General features: G+C 59.5%; 12 protein-coding genes and 1 CRISPR repeat array. Of the genes, 4 read left to right on the top strand and 8 right to left on the bottom strand.

The window, feature by feature from the left end:
• Window positions 1-13 precede the first annotated feature (13 nt).
• The 3 genes from rsmD to HMPREF3120_RS01185 are packed head-to-tail and all read left to right on the top strand — an operon-like array spanning window position 14 to window position 1,816.
• Window positions 14-595: a 16S rRNA (guanine(966)-N(2))-methyltransferase RsmD gene (gene rsmD / locus HMPREF3120_RS01195; RefSeq protein WP_180949979.1), complete on the top strand. Its 582-nt coding sequence runs from the start codon at window positions 14-16 to the stop codon at window positions 593-595.
• Between the two features lies 1 nt (window position 596).
• Window positions 597-1,076, top strand: a complete 480-nt coding sequence (coaD, locus tag HMPREF3120_RS01190) for a pantetheine-phosphate adenylyltransferase (protein WP_070450029.1) — start codon at window positions 597-599, stop codon at window positions 1,074-1,076.
• Window positions 1,076-1,816 (top strand): sulfite exporter TauE/SafE family protein, encoded by a 741-nt coding sequence (locus HMPREF3120_RS01185; protein WP_070450026.1) that lies wholly within the window; start codon window positions 1,076-1,078, stop codon window positions 1,814-1,816. The genes coaD and HMPREF3120_RS01185 overlap by 1 nt, the downstream gene beginning before the upstream one ends.
• A gap of 57 nt (window positions 1,817-1,873) precedes the next feature.
• On the opposite strand, the gene HMPREF3120_RS01180 is transcribed toward HMPREF3120_RS01185, so the two are convergent.
• From HMPREF3120_RS01180 to HMPREF3120_RS01165, 4 genes are all read right to left on the bottom strand, one after another.
• Window positions 1,874-2,626, bottom strand: a complete 753-nt coding sequence (locus tag HMPREF3120_RS01180; protein WP_141739328.1) for an amino acid ABC transporter ATP-binding protein — start codon at window positions 2,624-2,626, stop codon at window positions 1,874-1,876.
• Between the two features lie 20 nt (window positions 2,627-2,646).
• Window positions 2,647-3,612 (bottom strand): amino acid ABC transporter permease, encoded by a 966-nt coding sequence (locus HMPREF3120_RS01175; RefSeq protein ID WP_070422944.1) that lies wholly within the window; start codon window positions 3,610-3,612, stop codon window positions 2,647-2,649.
• Window positions 3,613-3,614: 2 nt separating this feature from the next.
• Window positions 3,615-4,523, bottom strand: a complete 909-nt coding sequence (locus HMPREF3120_RS01170) for an ABC transporter substrate-binding protein (protein WP_070422943.1) — start codon at window positions 4,521-4,523, stop codon at window positions 3,615-3,617.
• Between the two features lie 90 nt (window positions 4,524-4,613).
• Window positions 4,614-5,237, bottom strand: coding sequence for a hypothetical protein (locus HMPREF3120_RS01165; RefSeq protein ID WP_070422942.1), 624 nt, complete (start codon window positions 5,235-5,237; stop codon window positions 4,614-4,616).
• A 70-nt stretch (window positions 5,238-5,307) separates the two neighbouring features.
• Here HMPREF3120_RS01165 and HMPREF3120_RS01160 point away from each other — a divergent pair, with 70 nt between their 5' ends.
• Window positions 5,308-6,930, top strand: coding sequence for an SWIM zinc finger family protein (locus HMPREF3120_RS01160; protein WP_141739327.1), 1,623 nt, complete (start codon window positions 5,308-5,310; stop codon window positions 6,928-6,930).
• A gap of 223 nt (window positions 6,931-7,153) precedes the next feature.
• A CRISPR array of direct repeats spans window positions 7,154-9,687; the repeat unit is 28 nt; unit sequence GGACCACCCCCGCGTATGCGGGGAAGAC.
• 115 nt (window positions 9,688-9,802) lie between these two features.
• Here HMPREF3120_RS01160 and cas3u read toward each other — a convergent pair.
• The 4 genes from cas3u to HMPREF3120_RS11635 are packed head-to-tail and all read right to left on the bottom strand — an operon-like array spanning window position 9,803 to window position 16,463.
• On the bottom strand, window positions 9,803-13,165 hold the full coding sequence (cas3u, locus tag HMPREF3120_RS01155; protein WP_070450018.1) for a type I-G CRISPR-associated helicase/endonuclease Cas3g: 3,363 nt from the start codon (window positions 13,163-13,165) through the stop codon (window positions 9,803-9,805).
• Window positions 13,162-14,412, bottom strand: a complete 1,251-nt coding sequence (gene csb2, locus HMPREF3120_RS01150; protein WP_070450015.1) for a type I-G CRISPR-associated protein Csb2 — start codon at window positions 14,410-14,412, stop codon at window positions 13,162-13,164. Before csb2 ends, cas3u begins: the two co-directional genes overlap by 4 nt.
• Entirely contained in the window at window positions 14,412-15,704 is a 1,293-nt protein-coding gene (cas7u, locus tag HMPREF3120_RS01145) for a type I-G CRISPR-associated RAMP protein Csb1/Cas7g (RefSeq protein WP_070450012.1), read from the bottom strand. The genes csb2 and cas7u overlap by 1 nt, the downstream gene beginning before the upstream one ends.
• A gap of 33 nt (window positions 15,705-15,737) precedes the next feature.
• On the bottom strand, window positions 15,738-16,463 hold the full coding sequence (locus tag HMPREF3120_RS11635; protein WP_141739326.1) for a type I-E CRISPR-associated protein Cas6/Cse3/CasE: 726 nt from the start codon (window positions 16,461-16,463) through the stop codon (window positions 15,738-15,740).
• Between the last annotated feature and the right edge of the window lie 315 nt (window positions 16,464-16,778).

The raw sequence follows: 16,778 nt of genomic DNA, 5'->3' as shown, positions 1-16,778 counted from the left end.
TAAAGTTATGGGAATGAACCGCATCATTTCGGGAGAAGCCCGCGGCCGAAAGATCAAAGTGCCGCCGGCAGGAACGCGACCTACATCCGACCGGGCCCGCGAGGGGCTGTTTTCGTCGTTGCAGGTGCGTTTCGGGTTCGTCGATAAGCATGTGCTCGACCTGTTTGCAGGCTCGGGTGCGCTCGGGCTCGAGGCCGCGTCGCGTGGTGCGGCAGAGGTCGTGCTGGTGGAGAGCGACCCTGAGGCAGCGAAAATCATCGAATACAACGCAGGCGTGGTCAAGCACCCCAACGTGCACATCCACCAGATGAAGGCGTCGACCTACGTTGCATCGGCGCCGAAGAAACACTTCGACATGGTGCTGGCAGACCCTCCATACGAACTAGCCGACGAGGCGGTCGCAGAGATGGTCGAGGCCCTCAAACCTGCGCTGGCGGATGGGGCAGTGGTTGTCGTTGAACGCCACCGCGAAAGCCCGGAGACTGCATGGCCTGCGGAGTTCACCCCGACCGGCCAGAAGCTCAAGCGTCGCATCTACGGTATTGCACGTATGGATATGGCGGTCTACGCCGACCCGGAAGCAGAGGACAACTAAATTGACCATCGCAGTCTGCCCTGGCTCGTTCGACCCGATCACGAACGGGCACCTCGACATTGTCACCCGTGCCCTTCGTCATTTCGACGAAGTGATCGTGCTGGTCACTGGCAACCCTACGAAGACGTCGGGGCTGTTTACTATCGACGAGCGCGTCGACCTCATCCGCGAAGCCACCTCACACCTTGAGGGCGTCCGCGTGGATAGCTGGGCGGGCCTATTGGTCGATTACACCACCCAGCACGACATCAGCGCGCTGATTAAGGGCTTGCGCTCCTCGCTCGATTACGAGTACGAACTGCCGATGGCACAGATGAACCGACGCCTGACCGGCGTGGATACCTACTTCCTGCTGACGGATGAGAAGTACGGTTACATCTCCTCGTCCTTGACCAAGGAAGTCGCAAAGTTTGGCGGTGATATCTCTGGGCTCGTGCCAGAGACGGTCCGCGACGCAATCATGGAGAAATACAGTAAGTGATGGTCTTCGTCGCTGTTGCGCTCGCAGTGGTCATGGGGGCGGGGCTGCAACGCATTTCCGGCATGGGACTCGGCTTGATCACAGGCCCTGTGTTGTCGTTGCTCCTTGGACCAGTGGTCGGCATTCTCATGATCAATGTCATCGCCATGGTGAATGCGGTCTTCAACACTTGGGGGATGCGACGCGACATCGACTGGTCAAAGTTCTGGCCGATTGCCGGAGCACTCCTCGTCGGTGTCGTCCCAGGTGTGTGGGTGGTCTCCCGCGTATCGACGAGCGCCCTGCTGATCATCGTCGGCACCCTGCTCATTATCGCCTTGTCCGTGGTGACGCTTGGTAAACGCTACGTCCCCCAGATCGAGGGCGTGGTCCCTGCAGCGACCGCCGGTGCAGTCGGTGGCTTCATGAACACTCTGGCCGGCGTTGCAGGCCCCGCCTTTACCGTTTATGCGCATGCGGCACGTTGGCCACAGCGGGTCTATGCGGCGACCTTGCAGCCGTTGTTCTTCGTTGCCGGTGCGTTATCGTTCGGTGCTAAAGAACTCTCCGGTGCTGCAGATATTTCATCGATTAGCCCGTGGTTGTGGGTGGCGACGTTCGGTGGTCTGATTGTCGGCATCACTGCCGGGAAACGTCTGTCGCCTCGTGTGCCTTCAGCAAAAGCCCACAACATCGCGCTGGGGCTTGCTTTCTTCGGCGGTGCAACCACACTGGTCCGCGGCCTTGCAGGCTTGGTGTAGGGATGAAAAACGGCCGCCCGGATGTGGGCGGCCGTTTCGCGTAAGGGGAGTGCCCGGCTAGAACAGCGTGGAGACGAACGACTTCGTGCGCTCGTGCTGCGGGTTATCCAGCACCTGTTCCGGTGTGCCGTATTCGATGATCTGGCCGCCGTCCATGAACGCCACCTTGTCTGCGACCTCGCGGGCAAACGACAACTCGTGCGTAACCACCAGCATGGTCATGCCATCATCGGCGAGCATGCGCATCACGCGCAGCACTTCGCCAACGAGTTCGGGGTCGAGGGCGGAGGTGGGCTCGTCGAAAAGCATCAGCTTCGGATCCATCGCAACCGCACGAGCAATCGCCACACGCTGCTGCTGGCCACCGGAGAGCTGGATCGGATACGCGTCAGCCTTCGACTCAAGACCGACCATCGCAAGCAGCTCCTTCGCGCGCGCAGTGGCCTCTGCAACCGGCTGGCCCTTGACGTGCACCGGGGCTTCGATGATGTTGTCCAGCACCGTGCGGTGGCCAAACAGGTTGAAGTTTTGGAACACCATGCCAATATCGCGACGCTGCTTGGCGGCGTCCTTCTCACTCATCTCGTAGAGTGCGCCGTCGCGCTCCTTGTAGCCGATCAACTCGCCGTCGACGTACAGACGACCCGCGTTGACCTTTTCCAAGTGGTTCACACAACGCAGCAGCGTGGACTTACCAGAGCCGGACGGGCCGATCAGGCACGTCACCTCGCCGGGGGCGACCTCAAGGTCGATGCCCTTGAGCACGTCGAGGCTGCCGAAGGACTTCCAGACATCTACCGCCTGGATCATAGGAGTTTCCTTGACGGTCATTAGCGCTGTCCCTTCTTCTGCGGTTCTTCGACAATTTCAACGTTGTTCGGAATGGTGCCCTCGGCGTCAGCCAGGCTGGCGAGCTGGCGAGCAGTGAGCTGGCGGGTAGCACCGCGGTCGAAGTAGCGCTCCAGGTAGTGCTGGGCGACCATGAGCAACGACGTGATCACCAGGTACCAGGTCGCAGCCACCAGAAGGAGCGGTACTGGCTGGAACAGGGCGGCGGCGATATCCATCGAGCGGCCGTAAAGCTCAAGCGAGTACGGCACAGCAACGACGAGCGAAGATGTCTTGAGCAAGGAGATGAATTCGTTGCCGGTCGGCGGAATGATGATGCGCATCGCTTGCGGTAACACCGTACGGGTCATCGTCTGCCCCCAGCTCATACCCAACGCCTTGGAGGCCTCAACCTGGCCTTCCGGCACAGCGGAGACACCAGAGCGGACAATCTCTGCCATGTAGGCGGCCTCATTCAAACCAAGGCCAACAACGGCCAGGGTAAACGCAGAAGAGGTAAACGGCTCAAGCGGAATCTGGGCGAAGCCGACGTTGATCGAGTCGTAGATCGCGCCAATCAAGCCCCAGAACATCAACTGGACGTAGACCGGGGTACCACGGAAGATCCACAGGAACACCCACGCCACCGTCTTGAACACCGGGTTCGGGCTCATGCGCATGACGGCCAACAGCACACCGCCGACAACGCCGAGCAGCATCGCCAACACCGTGATTGCAATGGTGTGCAGGGCCGCCATAGCGATGCGGGTATCCAGCAGGTACTGGAAGTAGATGTCCCAGCCGTAAGCCTCGTTTCGGGCCGCGCCGATGACAAACCAGACCACAAGCAGTACAAGAATCACTGCGAGCGTCCACCGTCCAGGGTGGCGCAGCGGTTTCGCCTCGATACGCTCAGGACGCTTGCGTTCGCCCTGAGAGGCGACGTACTGGGAATAGGGGGTGCTCATGCTTAGTGTTCTCCCACTGGTTGTTCGTTAATCAAAGCCTGGTCGAGCAGACCTGTCGAGATATTCCATTGCGCAAGGATGCGCTGGTAATCGCCGGTATCGATGAGGTGCTGCATCGCGGCAGCCATCGCCGGCGCAAGCGCAGAACCCTTCGGCACAGCAATGCCGTACGGCGCGGCGTCAAACATGTCGCCGATCATTTCCATCTTGCCGTCGGAGCGCTCCACAGCCCACGCGGTAACAGGGGAGTCGGCGCTGTAAGCATCGGCGCGCCCGACAAGCGTTGCAAGCGCTGCGTTGTCTGCTGTGTCGAAGGCAAGCACAGTAATCGGGTCCTTGCCCGCTGCTTCGCAGGCTTCTGACTTCGGACGAACGTCGTCGGTCTCCGAAACCGTCGTACGCTGCACCGAGACCGTCAAACCGCACGCATCATTCGGATCCACGTCGGCGCCAGGAGCGGCAGCCCACTGAATACCCGCGTAGAGGAAATTGATGAAGTCGAAGGTCTGGCGGCGTTCCTCGTTATCGGTAAAACCTGAAGCACCGGCGTCGAGGCTGCCACTGGAGACAGCGGGCAGGATCATCGAGAAGTCCATGTCTGCAACATCGAAGTCCATCCCCATGACACCAGCGAGTGCACGGGCAATGTCCATCTCCACACCGATGACCTGCCCGGTGGAGTCTTTGAACTCGAACGGGGCGAACGGTGGGTTCGCGCCGACGTTGAGCACGCCGTCTGCGGCAATTTCTGGCGGCACCATCGCCGCAATCTCAGGTACGGCGTCCGGAACGATCGGCTCCCAGCCGTCCGGATTGCCGCCCTCTGTGTTAGTAACGCAGCCCGCGAGCGGCAGAGCCGCGGCAAGCACAGCGGCGAACAGACGCCGCTTTGCGTGGGGTGGGTAATGCATTGGTCTCCCGCATACGATGAATACTTGCGTAGTCCCGTATATTACGCGCCGAATGCGGGATGATAAAACGCACCGCCCGAGCAGTAGAAACTACTGTGTTGCCATACGAATACCACGCATAGCCAGCTCAATGATCTGGCCAATGACCATCATGCCGAGGACGACCGGGATCCACACGGAAGTACGCTGGCTGGATCCTTCTGAGCTCAGGGCGAAATCGCCGGTGAAAAGCCCTTTGCCCATCTTTGCGGAGCCCTGGGCTTCCATCTTCCACAGCTCAACCGGGTTAGCAGTATCCGGGATGGAAGAGCCCCTTGCCCAAGCTTGGACGACCTCCTTGCCTTCGCCTTCTTCCATGTCGTCGGTCCACTCGGTAAACATCTCGGAGCTAGACACCTTCTTCAGCGGGTTTTTCTCCGGATCGATGTACATCGGATCCTTCTCCGGGTTCGGCTCAAGAGCCTCGATGAGCCCCTTCGGCTTGTCCTTGGAGTCCTTGCCGTCTGTGCTGTCCTTGTTGCTCTCAGCGTCCTTCTTTGCCGAGCTGGTCGCGTCAGACAGCGCAGCAAACGAATCGATGGTGTCCTTCAGCGCGTTGCTCGGGGAGACTGGAGCGTCCTCTTGCGCTGCCCCTTCCTGTGCATGTGCGGGAACCGTCAGCGTGGTCAACATGAGTGCTCCGGCGACAAAGCCGGCGATATAGGTCTGGCGCATGCGCCGTAGTCTAACCAAGCCATCGCCTAATGCCCATGTTGCTCTTCTCTACCTGCGTTAAACTGGCGAAATGACTACCACCATTTTGGGCTGGCTGACGGAAGAATCCATCGAAGACGCCGCAGGTTCAGGAGCATTTAACCGAGGGAAAAAAATCTCCTCCGCAGATGTCACCATCCTTAGCGATACTGAATCTGAAGTTCAGGCCGCAGTCCAAGGGACGTGGACATACCGAACGACATTGTTTGTGCAAGGGGATCGGGTTGGCACTACGTGCGACTGCCCGGTGGGCACGCAATGGTGTAAACACGCGGTGGCAGTCGCACTTGCGCTGCTCATCCCGAACGAGCTCTCGTTCGACGATTCCGCGGTTACCGATTCCTCTGCTACCTCCAACGAGTCGGCTCCAGACGCGGTGGACACCTACGTGGATTCTGCCAGCCCAGATGAACTGCGGCGACTCATTCACCATCTGCGGCAGATTCCAGAGGTCGAGGAGACGCTGGAGGTTAACGCCTTGAAGCAGTCGGGCGATGACAAACAAGTCCGTGAACACGTGAAATCAGCGATCACCGCTGCATCGCGGAAGAGCAGTGGTTTTCGGGATTATTGGCAAAGTATGGAACTCGCACGGCACTGGAGCGATGCCATTGACGTAGTCGAAGCGTACGTTGATGAGCACCGTGGCGTCGCAGTACGGCCCCAAATTGAGCGCGCGATCACGAGGTTGAATGCGGTTTTGCAACGTGCGGATGATTCTTCCGGGATGCTCGGCGACGAACTGCATCGATGCTTCGACCTTCACGTGCGAGCATGTACTGACGGCGTTGAGGACCAACAAAAACTTGCCAAGTGGTTGGTGAAGGAGACACTGGAAGCACCGTTCCTTGAGCCTGACCTGAGGGGCTATGCGGGACTTCTCGACGCTGACGCGGTCGAATCGATCGCCGCAGCCTTTGAGGCGAATCCACCGAAGTACGGGGCCAAGGCGCTCTTCCTCGATGTTGCATTCCTGCGTGGCGACGACGACGAGATCGAATCAATGCTGCTCGAAGGTAGCTCCGTGAAGGACCTCATCGAGTTCTACGAGTCACGCGGCAGGAAAGATGAGGTCAAAGCAGTCCTTTCGACGTGGGATACACCGATCCACTGGAACGAAATCGACTTCTTTGAAAACCGTTTGCGCGCCTACCTGGGCGACAAAGCGTTGTTGGACTACCGGATTGAGAAGTTCAAAGAAAACCCGGGAACAGCGACATTTGACCGCGTGATCCATGGTCCGGGAGTGACCGAGGACGTGATCGACCTAATCCCGGAGGGTATCCCGGGCAGGGACATCATGCTCATGCATGCGGCAATGAGATTCAACGATCCGGAACTGGGCCTATCGGTGGTAGATAGCGACGAGGTGGATGTTCACTCTGCATTTGAATTCGCCCGTTCAGTGCTATCCAGTCACGACCCGGAACGTGCACTGGAAATCATGCTCAGAGAACCTGAGCACATTGTTCGGGCAACTGGCGACAGGCCGTACAAGCAGGCTGCCGCATCGGCGATGCAGATCATCGACTGCTTCCCGGCCGATCCAGTCGTACGTAAGGCAGTGCTGGAAAAGATGGAAGAGTTAGCCATCCGATACAAAAATCGGCCCAAGATGCTCAAGATTTGGCGCAGCAGCGGGCTGATCAGCTAGCCGCGAGCCCCCAAATCGCTCCCGAGTCGTTTTGGCGAATGTTGGAGCGTTTTATGGCGTACCTCAAACTCAACCTTTGGAGGTCATGCCCTAGGAGCGAGGAAACTATTGGACTTCTCGTCGGCATCGGTGCAGTACGGTTGCGTCCCTTAGTGTGGTGTAACGCTTGCTGATGGTGGGCGCTTGAAAATAGTGGGGCGGCCATCGTCAGTAACCTTTCGACTCAACTACCCCCGCGCATGCGGGGAAGACCAGCGACTGTGCCTTCTTGTCCGTGGCTTCGAGGGACCACCCCCGCGCATGAGGGGAAGACTTTTGTCGTGGTGGCTTCCTGATCGGCTGGCTGGGACCACCCCCGCGCATGCGGGGAAGACCGCATGCCCGGAACCGCAGCCGTGCAGCAGCGGGGACCACCCCCGCGTATGCGGGGAAGACCAAAGAATCAATGGTGTGCGCGTCTATTCCAAGGGACCACCCCCGCGTATGCGGGGAAGACTTCGGGCAGTTGTTTGCGGTCGTGCCGGATTGGGGACCACCCCCGCGTATGCGGGGAAGACTCGTCGACGCCGCCGTGGCTGATGTGCTGTGCGGGACCACCCCCGCGTATGCGGGGAAGACCACCTCGGACTGTCGCTCGGCACAGTCCAGGGACGGACCACCCCCGCGTATGCGGGGAAGACCGCACGCTTGAAGACCGCGAGGTCCTTTTCCACGGACCACCCCCGCGTATGCGGGGAAGACGATTTGCAGAACATGCCCGATGGTGCATCCGAGGGACCACCCCCGCGTATGCGGGGAAGACCCGCAAGCGAGGTTACTGCGGTAGTCATACTGGGGACCACCCCCGCGTATGCGGGGAAGACCCCGGACGGCATTAACCCCTGCCAATGGTGGGGGGACCACCCCCGCGTATGCGGGGAAGACAAGCGCGGGTCGTTTTGCAGGATGAGTTCGAAGGGACCACCCCCGCGTATGCGGGGAAGACACCGTGAACGTGTGCAGCCAGTCGGTGGCTGCGGGACCACCCCCGCGTATGCGGGGAAGACCGTGCCCACAATGTCGCCTACCTGCTCGGCACGGGACCACCCCCGCGTATGCGGGGAAGACCGGGTGGAGGTCTTACGCCCGTCGCCACGCACGGGACCACCCCCGCGTATGCGGGGAAGACCTCGGCGGCAAGGCGCGCGTTAATGTCGGCTTGGGACCACCCCCGCGTATGCGGGGAAGACCCAATGCGCCCCCGAGCGGGCCAAATTGACCTGGGACCACCCCCGCGTATGCGGGGAAGACAACGACGGTGTTTTCCGCGGATGCTGCCTTTGGGGACCACCCCCGCGTATGCGGGGAAGACGCTGATGGGTATACGAAGCGCGGGCCTGCGGAGGGACCACCCCCGCGTATGCGGGGAAGACGTTCACCTGTCCGGCCCCAAGCCCGGCAACCCGGGACCACCCCCGCGTATGCGGGGAAGACTGGTACTAAACTTGCGTTACTACTAACGCCGTGGGACCACCCCCGCGTATGCGGGGAAGACCGGTGGGGTAGTCGTACTGCCTTCCGGCGCCCGAGGACCACCCCCGCGTATGCGGGGAAGACTTTTCCGCAGGCCCATTCACACCACCGCCTGGGGGACCACCCCCGCGTATGCGGGGAAGACAACTCACCCGGCTCAATGCGTGCGATCGGCATCGGACCACCCCCGCGTATGCGGGGAAGACGATGTGGACGGTGCCGCGTGGGGTTCGTCCTTGGGACCACCCCCGCGTATGCGGGGAAGACCTGCACATCCTCCGCGTTCGAGGTAACCAACAGGGACCACCCCCGCGTATGCGGGGAAGACACGGGTTTTACCCGCGATGAACTCGACGCACTGGGACCACCCCCGCGTATGCGGGGAAGACCTATATCGAACGTTCGACATGAAACGCAGCACTGGACCACCCCCGCGTATGCGGGGAAGACCTCTGCTTGATGCTGATTGGTGCCACACGCCTGGGACCACCCCCGCGTATGCGGGGAAGACGGTAGCAGTACCCACGCCACATCCAGAACGCTGGGACCACCCCCGCGTATGCGGGGAAGACCGCCGGACACTATCGCGTTCGTGATCGTGGTGCGGGACCACCCCCGCGTATGCGGGGAAGACGCTTCGCGTTCTGGGTGAACTCGAATTCCATGGGGACCACCCCCGCGTATGCGGGGAAGACTCCAAGGGGGAGCCGAAAACCGGCAAGGTGATCGGACCACCCCCGCGTATGCGGGGAAGACTGCCGGTCAACAACCAGTACTCGTAAGGGGGGCGGGACCACCCCCGCGTATGCGGGGAAGACACCTCTAGCAGGCCCGCAAGATTGCGTGGGTAGGGACCACCCCCGCGTATGCGGGGAAGACTCTGGGTTCTGTACCCATTCGATGATCAGCCCGGGACCACCCCCGCGTATGCGGGGAAGACCTCGAATACGTCGCTGACGCGCTGCGTAACCCGGGACCACCCCCGCGTATGCGGGGAAGACGTAGACCGCTACGGGAAACAAGAGGATTACGTGGGACCACCCCCGCGTATGCGGGGAAGACGACGGAACGGAGCGCCCATGATCACGTTCACCGGGACCACCCCCGCGTATGCGGGGAAGACGACCCCTGCCAATTGGTGGGGGTCACCCACCAAGGACCACCCCCGCGTATGCGGGGAAGACGAGCGCGACATCACGCTGGTTGGTCTGGGCGGGGGACCACCCCCGCGTATGCGGGGAAGACACTCGCTGACCTGGAACAATGTCCCGACACTGGCCATTCTAGATACGACTGCTTCAGCGGCTTGGCAGGGTCAGAGGCGCGCTTAAACCGGAACATAACCGTGGCAGTATGGGCATTAAGAACTGTCCATGATGGGCTCCCATACTTTGATTTGGCCAGACTGCCGGGTGGGCTGGTCACGCCACTTGTACGTCGGCAAGGTCGAAATGGGACTCATGACAAAGTCTTGGATCTCTTCCAAGGTCGACCATTCGGTAGGCGCGGTCAGTGTCAATTGCCTATCGCGGACACCGGACCCGTTCTCGTTACCTGGCATGCCGAGTGCAACTATGCCTGCGATTGCCCAGGCCAGATGGTCTTCGGAGTATCGCCGATCCATATCACCAGAGAAGCGATCGTCTGGGTTGACGTCGAGTCCTCCGGTCCCTTTGCCATCCACGAGGCCGATGGTGGGGTCGTAAAGTGATTGTGTCCGTTGGGCTGGGTCGTCGGTGATAATAGCGAAATAAGGACTTCCGTTCCCGTGGAAAATCGGGATTGAGAACAGTTTCGGCTTTTTGTCGTTAGTGGTGGCGTCGAACAAGAAGGGAAGGGCGTCGGGGCATTGCTCGAGGGCTCGACGCCTATGGCTGAGATACCACTTGTTACGTTTCTTCACTCGATCCTTTGCATCACTATCGCACAAAGTGCCATCCGCATTCCTGAAACCGGCCCCGACCTCTAGAGACAAGGCCATCGAGTTATAGAGCTGCATGTCCCAAGAAGGATCAACTGTCGACGACAGTTCCACCTTGCCGTCGACCACCCTGAGCCTCGCTGAGCTATCGCCATTGCGAACGCAAGAAGCGAGCGCTCCGATGCCTACGAGAAGCATCGTGAGGGAATACGGTCGTGGGCCTGTGAGCACGTGCGTCACCGGATACTCAGCGACATCGGCGAGGGAATCGGGGTTGACGTGGATGTTGAGTGACGTCCACGACTCGGCTAGTCCACTGCGTGGGGAGGCCGATGCCGCCCAATCCGCGCTCCGCAGCACCGTTTCGTAAAATGCCAGACCCCAGGGTCCAAATTGTTCCTCGAGAAGACGGTAACGCAGGGAGTTCGTATGCGTCGTGTCATCGTGTGGACTCAAGCGCCGGGCCCAACCGTGGTGAGTCAGGATCAGGTGGCGCACGAGTTCGTCCGCGAAAGAGTCACCACGAACGGCGGTCGCTGAAAGGACTTCGTGACGCCACGTCGTTTGACCGCGATCAAGCAACGACGGCATCACACGACCGACCGGTTTCGCAACGGGTTCAGGCAGATAGTTGCCGAAACTGTGTTGGAATCCGGGGTCAACCTTGCCGGCGTCATGAAAGAGCCCAGCGCGAGAGACTGCTTCAACCATGTCGTCGGGAATACCGGAAAGCGTCGCGTATTGTTCGGCGAGCTGGGAAGTCTGCACGCTGTGGTCGGCAAGCGTGACGCGTTTGGGGGTGCGTCGCGCTGCAGCTGTGGAGTAGCGGACGCCAACGGCACGGCCGCTGAGCACAACGTCGAGGTTCTCAACGTCAACATAGGAGAAGCGCTCCGCTATGCGTTGCAAAATGAGATCGGCTGGTTCGAGACCAAGTTGCTCGGCAAGCATGAAGAGGTCTTGCTCATCGAGAAGCCCGATATCGAAGAAACCACGTCCCTGCTGAACACAGATCTGCATCGATTGGTCTTCCACCGTCGCTTTCAGCTTTGTAGAGAACCCTGTTGCCGGGGAGTAGCCTCCCTCGGACGCAGCGATAACCACCAGCGCATCCGGTTCCACCTGACTGATGGAGTCGGGCTGCACCCATTCTTCGCCAACACGAATACGACAGTTGACGGTGATGCTCTGCGACTTCGGTTTGTCGCCACTCCCCGCCACAGTATCCGCGAACGACGCATCCGATGATTTTCCAGAGAGAAACGCTTGCGCCTGCCCGATCGGAATAGTGATTGTTTCGTCTGGGAAGACTTGCGCTTGGTCAAGTATCTCATCCAGGTTTTCACGCCACGCCAATGTGACACTAGCGCGGTCTGTCGCATCAGGTCCGAACGCCAACGCTTCCCACGGGACCTGTGCCGGAGGCCTGGTCGAAGTCAAACGCGGCAAGTACTCCTCCACCGAACAGGTACGAGGATCAGGTTCCCATGCCTCGGAGGGCACCACGAGCGTGTTTGCGTCTCCGATCAGACCGTCTTCTGCCTGTGCAAAGAGACTGTCACGCGATGCCTGCATCTGCTCGTCCCCATAAATGGATTTCGTGGCATCGTCAGGATTTTCCGGAATCACGACGGTGGACTCTCGCTCCTGACGCAGACCGGTACGATTCACACGCCCAAAGCGCTGCACCAACGCAGGTAGCGACGGCAACTCCGTCACCAATGCCTCTGCATCAATGTCAACACCGACTTCAACAGTCTGCGTTGCGACGATCACCGTGTCCGGAGTGAAATCATCCGGCAGCGCCCGATCAACGGGTCGAACCGTCGAAGTCAGCAACACGACATTGGCAGGGCTACGCTTCAGCTTCGTACGCAATTTCTTCGCCACATCAACGGCCCGCTTTACCGTGTTCACTACGACCAAGATGCCATCGCTGTCTGGGTCTTGGGAGCGTGAATGGAATGCGGCTTCCGCAGCCGCTACCAGCTCGTCTACCGGCTTCGACGTCTCAACTAATCGGACCGGCTTCTTGATCCCCAACCGAGCCTTCGCAGCCGGAGACGGATCCTCGGCAAGAGAACCAATGAAGCAATCAGCTGACCTCAGGCTTTCAGGAATTGTCGCTCCGAGAACAACGGTCGAGCCAACGAGAGGTGAACGCGGGTACTGGCGTTGGAGTTGCTCCACGTCGCGCCACATTTTGACGGCGGCAGGGGCAAGGTGGGGTTCGTCGATAAGAATGAGACGGTCAACACCCGTAAGGCCTGCATGCATGGACAGTGTGCGTGGGGAGACAGAGACGCCTCGGAACAGCGTGCGGGAGGCAAGCTGTGTTACCGTTGCCGTAATGATTTGCGCACCAACCGGAGTGAGCCACTCACGTTCGGGGGCTTTGCCGCCGTGGAGCGACGTGACACGAAGTACCGACCCCTTGTGATCTCGTGGAAGCAGCTGGCGTAGCGCGTCTCGTACCGGCGCAAGCTGCGGCTGTGTCTCGAGTTTGTTCGCGATAATGGCGCCGTGTGCAGCAGCACCATCCACTACCAAGCGACGCTCAACCGTAAGGAAAATGCGCAGCGGAAAATGGCGCGCGCCCACGCCGTGCTCGGCAACATCTTTTGCTAACGCCCAGACGGCAATATCTAACGTCGAGGTCTTGCCGGCACCAGTTGGCGCAGCGACCTGCTCAGGCCAGCTCTTGCGCTCCCACACTTGCTGGGCGAGCTCATCTTGCCACTTGAACGGCGCGAATCCATGCACCGCCTCGTAGAACGAGGCAAATGTTGGGAAAGTGCTCATGATTGGGCCTCTTTCGCTAGATAATCGGGAAGACATACCCCGGTGCCATGCTTGGGGTCCAGCAGAAGCGGTCCGTGGACGACATCCGGGGTACGCAAAACAAGATGCCAAGCGCGCTGCGTGGGCGACGTCGGAACATGCCGTTGCCCGGCGCGAACAGGCGCTGCAGACATCTCAAGGATTTCGGCATCGGGTACCGCGGCAAGAATCTGCTGGGTAGCCACCCACTTGTCCGGGTGGCCTATGAGCGGAACCGCTGTCATCCATACCTGCGCTGGGCGGAGCCAATAGCTTGGCTGCAGCGTGATCGCCCCGGTATTCTCACCGAGCACCTCAGTATCGAATGACGGGTCAAGGACCACTCCGCCAGTGGTAACGACGCCTAGACCTACCGCGGAACCATCCAGGTAACGGTTGCCTGAACGAGTCAGAGGGAATGCTGCAACGCCGCCTTCACCACGGACTGACTTCGCGTACTTGAGCGCCTGCTCGAGGGGAAGTGGGCGCCGAAAAGCGAGGGGAACGAGCACACTGTCGCTGTTCGGAACCACTGCGGCGGGAGCATACGAAGCTGTCCGCACGCGGTGATCCACGGGAATGGTGACCCGTGCATCCTCACCAAACGTGGATGCGTAACGATCATCAAGCCAGCTCAGGAACCCCGGCGAGAGCACGCGGAGTTGCTTACCTCCCCGTGGCATCGGCGAGTAGAACTCATGCGAGTGCGCACACTGGCGGATCAAATCAGCCTTGGAGGTGCGATCGGCGCGGATCACCACCAGGTCAGACTCGCGGCCGAAATACCCGACGTCGCTGGCGAGCTGCTGCGCCAGCGTAAGCTGCTCATCGTTGAGGACGAGCTCCTCCCAGACGAAGTACAAGTCCCCCGTGACCACAAAATGCCCACTGGAGCGCTTGCGAATCTTTCCACCGCGCTGCCCCATGATTCGCTGCGGACCTGCAAACACAGTTTGATTAGCCTTCTTACCGCCCGGGGTTGCGGTAATCGGCTGCATATACGTTTCTCCTGAGCCTCCTGCATACGCGGGCGGGACGACGATGAGCGGATCCGCCGCAGCGCATATCTCACTCAAAATTGCACGGGCATCATCGACCTGCGGTGAGCGATGCGCCGCAGCAAGCAGCGCTGCGACCAACCTCGCTGGCGACGGCGGGAACACGACATGATCCTCGTGGTGCCCCGAGTACATCCCCGCGACAAATTGAACGGAAAAAGTCAGCGCCACTACTTCTTGCCTTTCTCAGACTTCGAAGCTTTGGACTCGTTTAGGATAGTCGCCGCTCGTGCAGCCAAAATGGCTTCCGGGTACTCGGTATAGATCCGCTCTGCGAAGCGCAGCTCCTCAGGCAGTCGGTCATATGCTGCTTGGAAACCAGCGATCGCTGCGTCCAAGTCAACGTCCCAATCCTCAGCAGTACCAGTAGCGGTGATGCGCTTGAATCCTGATGTCGATTGCGCCGTGACCAGATCACACCCTGAGCGGAGGAAGTTGTCATCCTGCGTAATAAGCAGCCCAAAGATTCCCAGCCAGGCAAGCACATCAGCAATCAGATGCGACGCTTCGCGGTTACCTGGCACCTTAAGGTGCCGCAGGTTGGTCAACGATACAGACGACTGGCGCAGAATAGAACCGCACGAAAAGGCCTTTGTCGTCGGTGCGTTTGGTACAGGACCGAGACCGAACTCCGATGGGGACCGTTTGCCGCCCTCACGCAGCTCCAGTGTCTTTTCATCCAGTTGTAACTTAGCCTCGGACGCGATGCCGCCAAGTACGTCGCCTTTCGTCGCGCCATACGCAATATCGTGCGCGTCGTAGCCCGTCATCACGGAAGAGAGCGAACGCGCCAGCTTGTGACGCCGCGGAGCGACCGAAGACAGCCAGAATCCGAACAGCGCGGAGTTAGGGAAGTAGCGGAACAGCAAGTCCGCACGATCGGCCGAGGCGTTTGTGATGATCTTGTAGACCTCACTATCGCGGTCTGCCCAGATCTGCTTGCCATCAACCTCGCTGTGTCTGATGTACGCATCCGCATGGCGGTGGGAGGTCATCCACGTACTCGCCTCAGCCTGGCGGAGGTCATCGCGCAGCATTTCTGCGAGGAACTTCGCATCATACGGTGCTGGCTCCTTCCACTTCTTCAGCGCATTCGTTGCCACCTTAAGTAGCTTCTCGTCGCTAGTCTTTTCGTGATCCAAGAAGATGCCCGGCAGTTTTGCCCCCAGGAGATCTTCATTTTCGATGATCGCCGTTTCAATCTGCGTTGCCTCAGCGCCTTGCGAATTCACGACGACCGACGGGCGAAGTACGAGCGCACCAGAATCAGGATCCTTTGCGAACTCGCGATAGTCCGATTCAGGAGTAGGCACCGGTTGCGCCTCAGAACGAGCAAACACAGAGCCATCAGAGTTGGCGATGTAGGTCGGCGGTGCGATCGGTGCACCGCGGCCAGCGGTGGGCACCATGTCCCCGACATATGTGATCGCGGCGTAGTTCTTTGAGAGGGAATCATGAGACATAGGAGATAGTCCTTTCAGATAGTTCAAGTGGAGTTATGCAAGTGGTGAGAGCCGCAAAAGGCCGCAGCCAAAGTTTTTCGACCTACCGAAGCCCTCGCGATACGCCTTGAGCGCTAGATCAGGGTCCGCGACTGTGACTTCAGCGGCAATATCTGCAACCGGCACCGTACGTTTCCTGATCGGCAGCCGGTACGAGCGTGCAGCATCAAGACTGGCGACCGAGAAGCCAGCCCGCTCGAGCTTTTCCACCAACCATTGCTCAAGCTTTTCGTTCGGCACGGGGACACGTTTGCCGTGGATCGCAGGCCGATTCGGAAGGTTCCAGATTTCCTCCGGCACCCACGTAGCAGGGGTGTACGTGGTTTCAACCGTTGTCTGGAGAAGATAGCGTTTTCCAGCCTGCGGTTCGGTGTGTTCTGCGTCCGCCACCGATATATCCGCTGCCTGTCTCAACGGGATGCAAGAACTGACGAGCATCTCAGTTGGTTTCGCCATCGTCCACAGCAGGTGTGCGGACTGTCGTGGGGATTGGTGATCAAGCACTCCGTCAGGGAGCAGCGCCATCAAAAGGCGGTGGCCAGCGCCGTGGTCTGTCGCGATTTTATTGGCTACTCTCGACGGCAACATGAGCATATACCGCGCGTATGTAGGGTTTTCATTTGTCATAGACCCCAATATAAAAGACGGTCCGGACATTACTGGCGGGCTGTGGAACTCTTGTTCGAACATAGGGGTGAAGAAATCATGAAACTTAGACACTTCCTAGCCTAAGACTTCACGGAACCCATCCTCCAGAGGGCTGCAGCAGATGCTTCTGAGCTAAAATTAGTTTCTTTTGCCACGCTGTTTGAGCGTTGAAACAACTCCAGGACTTCCTGCTCACTAACCTTGAGCGCTATCAGAAGATGAATCGTAACTACTGCGACCGCGGGTTGCGTCCCTTAGTGTGGTGTAACGCTTGCTGATGGTAGGCCCTTGAAAATAGTGGGGCGGCCATCGTCAGTAACTTTTCGACTCAACTACCACATCTCCCCGAAAGACACGTAACGATGACCGCTGCTCCGCATTCTATCG

Source organism: Corynebacterium sp. HMSC11D10 (genome assembly GCF_001806995.1).
GTDB lineage: Bacteria > Actinomycetota > Actinomycetes > Mycobacteriales > Mycobacteriaceae > Corynebacterium > Corynebacterium coyleae.
This window is presented reverse-complemented; position numbering and strand designations above follow the sequence as displayed.